This window comes from Micromonospora sp. NPDC049366 (genome assembly GCF_044466625.1).
Lineage (GTDB): Bacteria > Actinomycetota > Actinomycetes > Mycobacteriales > Micromonosporaceae > Micromonospora.
In genome coordinates this window covers 78,217-86,182 of record NZ_JBITMV010000024.1, presented here as the reverse complement: position 1 = coordinate 86,182, position 7,966 = coordinate 78,217, and the positions used below count along the sequence as shown (strand labels likewise).

The window sequence follows — 7,966 nt, the reverse complement described above, 5'->3', positions numbered from 1 at the left end:
ATCGTCGCCCCCGGCCGGGACCGGTACAACGCGACCGCGTCGGCCTTGAACTCGGCGGGGTAGTGCTTCATCACCATCTGTCAGGGACTCCTGATTTCCCCGGACCATCACGATCCAAGGCTCAAGTGTCCAGGACCAGGGGGCAACTCCCGTCTACGGTGAGGGGATACCTCTTGCGGCAGTACGCAATCTGGCCGTGCCGGCACTGATGGCGCTCGGGTGGGGGCTGGCGGGCTGGTTGCTGGTGGCAAGGCTGCGCCGCCGCTGAGTGACCAACTGGGCTCTGGCTGCGGCACAGCTGGACGCGGCGTGCTCGCCTGCCAGGTGGTACCGCTACCCGCGGTGCAGATCAACGCGATTCCCGAGCTGACAGTCGATGGCTACTGGTCGTTGTCTTCGTCGTCCCGCATCAGGCGGTCGAGGTCCTCAGGACGCATCCGCTTGATCTGGGTTCCAAGTTTGCGGCCGTACTGGCGATCGTTGGGATCCATCCCGTTGCGAGATCGAGAGCTGCGGCCGTACTCCTTGAGGCGTCCGACGAGATCCCGGCGCGCGATCCGCCAGAGCTTCTCGAACTCCTCGGCCGAGATCTCCTCCACCGGCGGCTCGACGTCACTGCCGGGCTGGGGGAGCGGTGCCTCTGGCACGAATCCGTACCGTCTCTCGTAACGCCTCAACGCCCTTGTGTCGCCGGAGTCTCGCGCTGCCAAGACCTCCGCGAGTGACGCCGCTGCCAGGATCGCCCCATCCGCCCCGCGCATCTCGACGTGTCGTACCGCCCATCCGTCGGCGTCCAGCTCGTCGTAGCTCCAGCGATCCTCGTCGGGGTGGTACCAACGGACGTAGGTGAGCACGTCGCGATTATGTGGTCACGTGATCGACTCCGGTTCCTGGAAGTCGGGGTGTTCGCGTCGGGCGATCACCCGACATTCAGGAAGTCGTGAAGCCGGCGGCCGAGCGGCACCCATCAGGTCAGGAATCGAGAAGCACAGGGGCGCCGTGGGGCCTAGCGTTGCTCTCACCGATCCCGGCGCGCACCGGAACAGAGCACGAAAGGCAGCCCAGACATGGCCACGAAGAACCCCACCACCGCGTCCGACGGTTTCAGCGCCGAGGAGCGCGCCGCGATGAAGGCCCGCGCCGCCGAGCTGCGCGCCGAGGGCAAGAAGGGCGCCAAGAAGGCGGACGATCTTCAGGCGCTCCTCGACAGCATCGCGAAGATGACGCCGGAGGATCGCGTCCTCGCCGAGCGCGTGCACCTGACGGTGACCGCCGCCGCTCCGCAGCTGTCGCCGAAGACCTGGTACGGCATGCCCGCGTACGCGAACGCGGACGGCAAGATCGTCGTTGCCTTCAAGAACTCGGGCAAGTTCAACTCCCGCTACTCGACCCTGGAGTTCCAGGACGCGGCCCGCCTCGACGACGGGGAGCTGTGGCCCGTGTCGTACGCGCTCACGACGTGGAGCCCGGAGGTCGAGAAGAAGATCACGGAGCTGATGGAGACCGCCGTCGCCTGAGAGTCGACGCCAGGGAGTGGCCCTCCGGCCCGGGTCCACTCCCGGCGGCTTCACCGGTTCGACCGTCCGCCCGTGTCGACAGGACATCGATACAGGGAAGATCCTGATAGCGTCCGGTGCTCAGCAGCCCCTGCTCGTGTCCCACGAGGAAATGCGGTCGGAGGAGTACCCGGATGCGTAGGACGTGGAAGACGGTGGCCGTCGCGACGGCGGCCCTGATGATGGTGATGACCGGTGGTCCGGCGCAGGCCGCGATCTCCGACAAGCGCAACGACTTCAACCGCGACGGGATCAGCGACTTCGTCGCGGAGAACGCGAGCGGATACATCTACCTCTACGCCGGTAACGGTTCGGGTGACGTCGTCAGCGGCAAGCGCCTCCTGATCGAGTACGGGTCGGGTTACCACGGCATGACGGCCACCCCCGGCGATCTCAACCGGGACGGCGTGGGCGATCTCGTCGCCATCGACAGCAGCAACAACTGCCTCACCCGGTGGTACGGCACCGGTAACAGCGACTTCGGCGGCCCGAGCACGGTGGGCTGCGGTTGGAACCTCTACGCGGACGTGGCGGGCGCGGGCGACCTGAACAACGACGGAAATGGCGACCTGCTCACCTACCGGCTCTCGGACGGCTGCCTCCTGCGCTACAACGGCAACGGCAACGGCGGCTTCAACAGCCCGGGAACGGTGGGGTGCAGCGGCTGGACCGCCTACCGCCACAACCTGACGGGCGCCGGCGACCTGAACCGGGACGGCAACGGCGACGTGGTCGCCATCAACGACGACCCCTTCAGCGCCGGCTACAAGTGCCTCTACCGCTGGTACGGCGACGGCAGCGGCGGGCTCTACGGCGCCAAGCAGCTCGGTTGCGGCTGGGGTGACTACCAGATCGCCGGCATGGGCGACTTCACCGGTGACGGCGTGGGAGACCTGCTCGCCATCAACTACAGCAACGGCTCCCTCTACCGCTTCTCCGGTGACGGCAACGGCGGCTTCAAGACGGGCGTGGCCATCGGGAGTGGCTTCCAGAACCTGACCCCCGCCCAGTAACCGGTCGGTCCCGGCGTTCCCGAGGCACCGCCGACGGAGCGGACGGCCCTGACCCGGCGGCTCCAGATGCCGGCCAGGTCGGGGCTGGTCCGGGCGCGCGGGGTGCTACCGGCGGCTCACCGTCTCGCGTTCGCCGTACGGTGCCAGGAACGTGCTCAACGTCGCGAGAGCTGCCACGCAGCGACTCCGGGTCGGCGAGCAGACCGATGTAGTACGCGGTCACCTCGTCGGGCAGCTTGCGGGCCGCCTCCGACGTGCCTACGTCGTGACGAGCTTGCGCAGGGCCGCGAGAAGGGCCTTGTCGCTGACCTTGGCGTAGATCTTCCGTTCGCCGAAGAGCATGACGACGTACGGGCAGGAGCGGTCGTCGCCGGGCATGGCCTTGTCCAGCAGTGTGCGGCCGGTCGCCACCTCGTACACGCGCAGGCGCCAGCCGGCCCGGACCAGTGGCAGCTTGTCCGGCCTCGGATCGTCGAACGCACACTGGCGGATCGTGGTGCCGGCGCTGACCCGGTCCAGACACGCCACCATCTGCACCTTGCTGGGCTCCTGCGCCGCCCAGGTCCGCTCCACCCGGTCGGACAGGCCCTCCGGGTAGTAGTAGCCGCTGTCCTGGTGACGCAGGCCCGAGCCGTCGTCGACGAGCACCACCACCGGGTGCGGCGCCTTGCCGGCGCGCTGCGGCGACTGCGGGTAGTAGATGTTGTCGTCGCACATCCGGTTGAGGTCCTGGACCTCGGTGGGACCGTACGCGCTGGCCTCCGGACCCAGCACCGGCTGTGCGCTGAGGCTCGGCCCGGGGTCGGCGGCCGGGGAGGCGGACGGCCGGTCGGCCAAGTCCGGGTCGCCGTCGGTCCTGGGTGACGGGGCCCCGGCGGTCGGGCCGGACGCGGTGTGCGTCGTCTTGCGTAGCAGGACGAGGCCGCCGGCCAGGCCGAAGCAGGCCGCCACCAGCACCACGCAGGCGGTCACGGCGGCGATGAGGACGGTGTGGTTGCGCCGCGCTGACGGCGGCGTGTGCCAGCCGGCCGGTGGTGGCTGGTTGAGCGGCGTCGCGGGCAGGTCGGACGGCGGTGCCCAGCCGCCGTCGGCCGGGAGCGCGGAAGCCGGGTCCGGGGCCGGGGCCTGAGTCGGGGTCGGGTCCGAAGCCGAAGCCGAAGCCGGGGCGGGATCAGGAGTTGTGGATGTCGACGCGGCGTCCCGGGTCGGCTCGGGGTCCGATGTGGGGTCCGTGCCAGGGGACGCCCCGGTGCCGGTCATGCCGTGTCCTCTTTCGATCAAGGGGAGCGTGACAGTACCAAAACGGGCGCTGAGCGCGTGCCCTCGTCCCGCCAGCCGGTGCCGGTGCCCGATGCGGCGGGTCGATCGCACCCGCCGGAACCACGTCGAAGCCGGCCGGCGTCCCGCGCTCGGCACCGGCGGCGCGGCGCGGTTCAGCCCGTCACGAGCGAGCGCGCGGCCGAGGCGATGTGGTCGGCGTCGATGCCGGCCCAGGCGAGGAGCTCCTTGGCCGAGCCGGAGCCGGGCATCCCGCGTACGGCGAGGTGAGCCATCGCCGGCGCCACCCGGCCGTCGGCGACGAGGCTGTCCTTCACCGCCGAGCCGAGGCCGCCCTCCGGGTGGTGGTCCTCCGCCACCACGATCCGGCCGCCGGTCGCGGCCACGGCGGCGGCGAGCGTCGCGTCGTCGATGGGCTTGACCGAGTAGCAGTCGATGACGCGGGCGCGGATCCCCTCGTCGGCGAGCAGGTCGGCGGCGGCGAGGCAGGCGTGCAGGGTGACGCCCGCGCCGACGAGGGTCACCACGTCCTCGTCGGACGAGCTCAGCACCTTGGACCCGCCGACCGGGAACGCCTCGCCGTCCGGGTACAGCACCGGGTACTTGCCCCGCGTGGTGCGCAGGTAGCTGATGCCGGGCAGCACGGCCATCGCCTCGGTGAGCGCGACCGTGCTGGTGGCGTCGCTCGGATAGAGCACCGTCGAGCCGTGGACCGCGCGCATCATCGCGAGGTCCTCCAGACCCATCTGCGACGGGCCGTCCGGTCCGATCTCGACGCCCGCGTGCGAGCCGACCAGGCACAGATCGGCACCGGAGACGGCACCCATCCGGATGAAGTCGTACGCCCGGGTCAGGAACGCGGCGAAGGTGGACGCGAACGGGCGGTAGCCGCGCGCCGCCAGCCCGGTGGCGGCGGCCACCATCTGCTGCTCGGCGATGAACATCTCGAAGTACCGCCCGGGGTGGGCGTGGGCGAACTCGACCGCGTACGTCGAGTTGCTCACCTCGCCGTCCAGCGCGACGACGCGCGGATTGCGGGCGCCCAGCGCGACGAGCGCGTCGCCGTACGCCTTGCGGGTCGGCACCGGTTTGCCCACGTCGTAGCGGGCCGGGGTCGATGGCACGGTCGGTTCGGTGGTGACCGGGCGGGCCGACGGGTCCGCGGTGGGGCTGGCGCCGTCGGTGCCGGTGGCGACCGGTCGTGGGCCGCGGACCGTGAGGTTGCGGACGCCACCGAGTTCGCGCACCGCCCGCTCGGCCATGTCCGGCGGGAACGGCTTGCCGTGCCAGTCGTTGCTGTCCTCCACCTCGGAGAACCCGCGCCCCTTCACGGTGCGCGCGAGGATCACCGTGGGCCGGTCGTCCGGCGGGTTCCCGGCGGCGGTCAGGGCCTCGTCCACGGCGGTCAGGTCGTGTCCGTCGACGACCAGGGCGCGGGCACCGAACGCCTCGGCCCGCCGGGCGTACGCGTCGACGTCCCAGCCGAGGTCGGTCGGGCCGCGCTGGCCGAGCCGGTTGACGTCGACCAGCACGGTCAGGTTGGACAGCCGGTAGTAGGCCGCCTTGTCCAGCGCCTCCCAGATCGACCCCTCGGCCATCTCGCTGTCGCCGCACAACACCCAGACGCGGTACGGCTGCCGGTCCAGGTAGCGGCCGGCGAGGGCGATCCCGACACCGTCGGGCAGGCCCTGACCCAGCGAGCCGGTGGCGACATCCACCCAGGGCAGGGCGGGGGTGGGGTGACCCTGCAGGCGCTGCCCGAACCGGCGGTACCCGTTCATCAGCTCGTCGTCGGAGATCACGCCGACGGCCTTGAACAGCGAATACAGCAGCGGCGAGGCGTGCCCCTTCGACAGGATCAGGTGGTCGTTGGCCGCCGACCCGGGGTCGTCCCAGTCGTAGCGCAGGTGGCGCGTGACGAGCACCGCGAACAGGTCGGCCGCCGACATGCTGGACGTCGGATGCCCGGACCCGGCACTGGTGCTGGACCGCACCGAATCCACCCGGAGCTGTGCCGCCACGTCGGCGACGGTGTCGAGGCCGATCGTCGCGGCCGGTGCGGTGAGGGTCACGATTCCTCCTGGGACGGGCGCGGCTGCTGCCGCCGCGCTTACCCCCGACACCGCCGATCAGGCGTTCGTGGCGCCGACCGTCACCCACCACCGGCCCGGCGTGCCCGCCGGACCCGCCGGTCGTCGCGCCACAGCGCCAGCCGCTCCCGGCCGCGGAACACCGCCACGCCCGCCACCAGCAGGGTGGTGAGGACGGTCCAGTACCAGAACCGTCCGCCGACGCCGCCCGGCGGATGCGCGTCCCGGGTACGCCCGGAGGCGATCACCTGGTCGGCCACGTCGACGGCGAGCACCTGCTCGGGGGCGGTCATCAGGGTGCGCGGCTCGGCGCCGCCCGGGTCCAGCGCCAGCACCCGCACCGCGCGCACGTTCCCGTACGCCACCCGCTGGTCCAGGTCGAGGGGCTCGTCGAACCGGGTCGGCGCGAGCGGCTCGGGGCGGTAGGCCACCACCACCGCCGACCCGCCCGGCGCCCAGCCGAGCAGCTGGATGGCGGTCACCCCGGCCACGGCGGGCAGCGTCGGCCCACCCGTCTCCCGGCCGGTGCCCGGGTCGACCCGGCGCAGGCTCCACGTGGTGGTGCCCGCCCGTCGGGTCGCGACCGTGAGCCTGCCGTCGGCGGTCCACGCGCCCTTGCCGGCCAGCCACGACTCGTCCGGCAGCGGGAAGGACGTCGACGCCCCACCGTCCGCGGCGGCCACCGTGACACTGCGGCCCACCTGGTACGCGAGCCGGCTCCCGTCCGGGGCGAAGGCGACCGGCCACCCGGCGACGGGCCCGCTCGGCAACTCGGCCAGCCGCACCGGCGCTCTCCCGTCGAGCGGGACGACGGACAACACGTGCCGGTAGTCGGCCCGCTCCGGGCCGGTCGGCACACTGTCCCGCACCGCGAGGCGGGTCCCGTCCGGTGACCAGGCCGCGGGGACCGTGTCGACGCTGCCCGACGCGGCCGGTGCGAGCTGTCGGACGCGTCGGGTCACCAGATCGATCACGTCGATCCGGGGACGTTCCGCGCTTCCGGACGGCCGGGCCACGTAGCGGCCGTCGGGGGAGAGGACCACCTTCTCGCCGACCGGCGCCTCGTACCCCATCGAGATCTTCCGGTAGTCGTCGGAGCCGGCGGCGACGATCCCGATGCCGCCGTCCTCGTCCCAGCCCTGCAACCGCCCGGCCTGGCCGCTGAAGATGACCGACGCGGGCCCGAACGCGGGCCGGTCGGTGGCGTGCAGGGTGCCGAGCGGGGGCAGGCCGATCCGGTCCGGCAGCGCCGCCGGCGCGCCCGCCGCCGGGGTCGCGTCGGGGCGGAGCGGCACTGGCAGGGCGGCACCGGCGAGCACGACGAGGACCAGGGCCGCCAGCGCGGCGGCGGTGCGACGGCGGCGGGACCGGCGGGCGGTGGACAGGGCGCGCTCGTACACCGGGTAGGTGGGGGCGGCGGCGGCGGTGGAGCGCAGCGCCTCGCGCAGCCGGGCGGTCATCGCGGGCTCCTCTCCGGGGTGCCGTCGACGAGGTCGGGGGCGATCAGCCGCAGCCGGCGCAGGGCGTCGTGGCCGTGCCGTTTGACCGTGCCGACCGAACAGCCGAGCACCTCGGCGACCCGCGCCTCGGTCAGGTCCTCGTAGTAGCGCAGCACGATCACCGCCCGCTGCCGTGGGGTGAGCTGTTGCAGGGCCGCGGTCAGGGCCATCCGCAGGGCCGTCGAGTCGCTGTCGTCGGCGGTGGCCCGGTCGGTGGGCTCGGCCTCCAGCCGCTCGGCGACCCGGCGACGCCGCCACCAGGAGACCTGCTGGTGGTACATGACCCGGCGGACGTACGCCTCGGGGTCACCGCCACGGATCCGCCGCCAGTGCCGGTAGGTCCGGGCCAGGGCGGCCTGCAACAGGTCCTCGGCGAGCTGGTGGTCGCCGGTGAGCAGGTAGGCGGTCCGGGACAGGGCCGGCGTGCGGTGCACCACGAAGTCGTGGAACGTCTCGGGCATGCCCACCTCCTCGCCACTACAGACGCCACCCACCCCGCGGATGGTTGAGGACCGGGCGCGGCCGGACAC

At 72.3% G+C, this 7,966-nt stretch carries 7 protein-coding genes; 2 read left to right on the top strand and 5 right to left on the bottom strand.

The window, feature by feature from the left end:
* Window positions 1-380 precede the first annotated feature (380 nt).
* Window positions 381-854: a hypothetical protein gene (locus ACIBTV_RS28295; protein WP_396709724.1), complete on the bottom strand. Its 474-nt coding sequence runs from the start codon at window positions 852-854 to the stop codon at window positions 381-383.
* A gap of 213 nt (window positions 855-1,067) precedes the next feature.
* On the opposite strand from ACIBTV_RS28295, the gene ACIBTV_RS28290 reads away from it, so the two are divergent.
* Complete coding sequence (locus ACIBTV_RS28290; RefSeq protein ID WP_396709722.1) at window positions 1,068-1,517, top strand: iron chaperone; 450 nt, start codon at window positions 1,068-1,070, stop codon at window positions 1,515-1,517.
* A 173-nt stretch (window positions 1,518-1,690) separates the two neighbouring features.
* Window positions 1,691-2,569 carry an FG-GAP repeat domain-containing protein gene (locus ACIBTV_RS28285; protein WP_396709721.1) on the top strand — a complete coding sequence of 293 codons (879 nt, stop codon included), beginning with the start codon at window positions 1,691-1,693 and terminating at the stop codon, window positions 2,567-2,569.
* A 258-nt stretch (window positions 2,570-2,827) separates the two neighbouring features.
* On the opposite strand, the gene ACIBTV_RS28280 is transcribed toward ACIBTV_RS28285, so the two are convergent.
* From ACIBTV_RS28280 to ACIBTV_RS28265, 4 genes are all read right to left on the bottom strand, one after another.
* On the bottom strand, window positions 2,828-3,541 hold the full coding sequence (locus ACIBTV_RS28280) for a hypothetical protein (RefSeq protein ID WP_396709719.1): 714 nt from the start codon (window positions 3,539-3,541) through the stop codon (window positions 2,828-2,830).
* A 461-nt stretch (window positions 3,542-4,002) separates the two neighbouring features.
* Window positions 4,003-5,919 carry a transketolase gene (locus ACIBTV_RS28275; RefSeq protein WP_396709717.1) on the bottom strand — a complete coding sequence of 639 codons (1,917 nt, stop codon included), beginning with the start codon at window positions 5,917-5,919 and terminating at the stop codon, window positions 4,003-4,005.
* 80 nt (window positions 5,920-5,999) lie between these two features.
* Entirely contained in the window at window positions 6,000-7,397 is a 1,398-nt protein-coding gene (locus tag ACIBTV_RS28270) for a TolB family protein (protein WP_396709716.1), read from the bottom strand.
* Complete coding sequence (locus tag ACIBTV_RS28265; protein WP_396709714.1) at window positions 7,394-7,897, bottom strand: SigE family RNA polymerase sigma factor; 504 nt, start codon at window positions 7,895-7,897, stop codon at window positions 7,394-7,396. The genes ACIBTV_RS28270 and ACIBTV_RS28265 overlap by 4 nt, the downstream gene beginning before the upstream one ends.
* Window positions 7,898-7,966 lie beyond the last annotated feature (69 nt).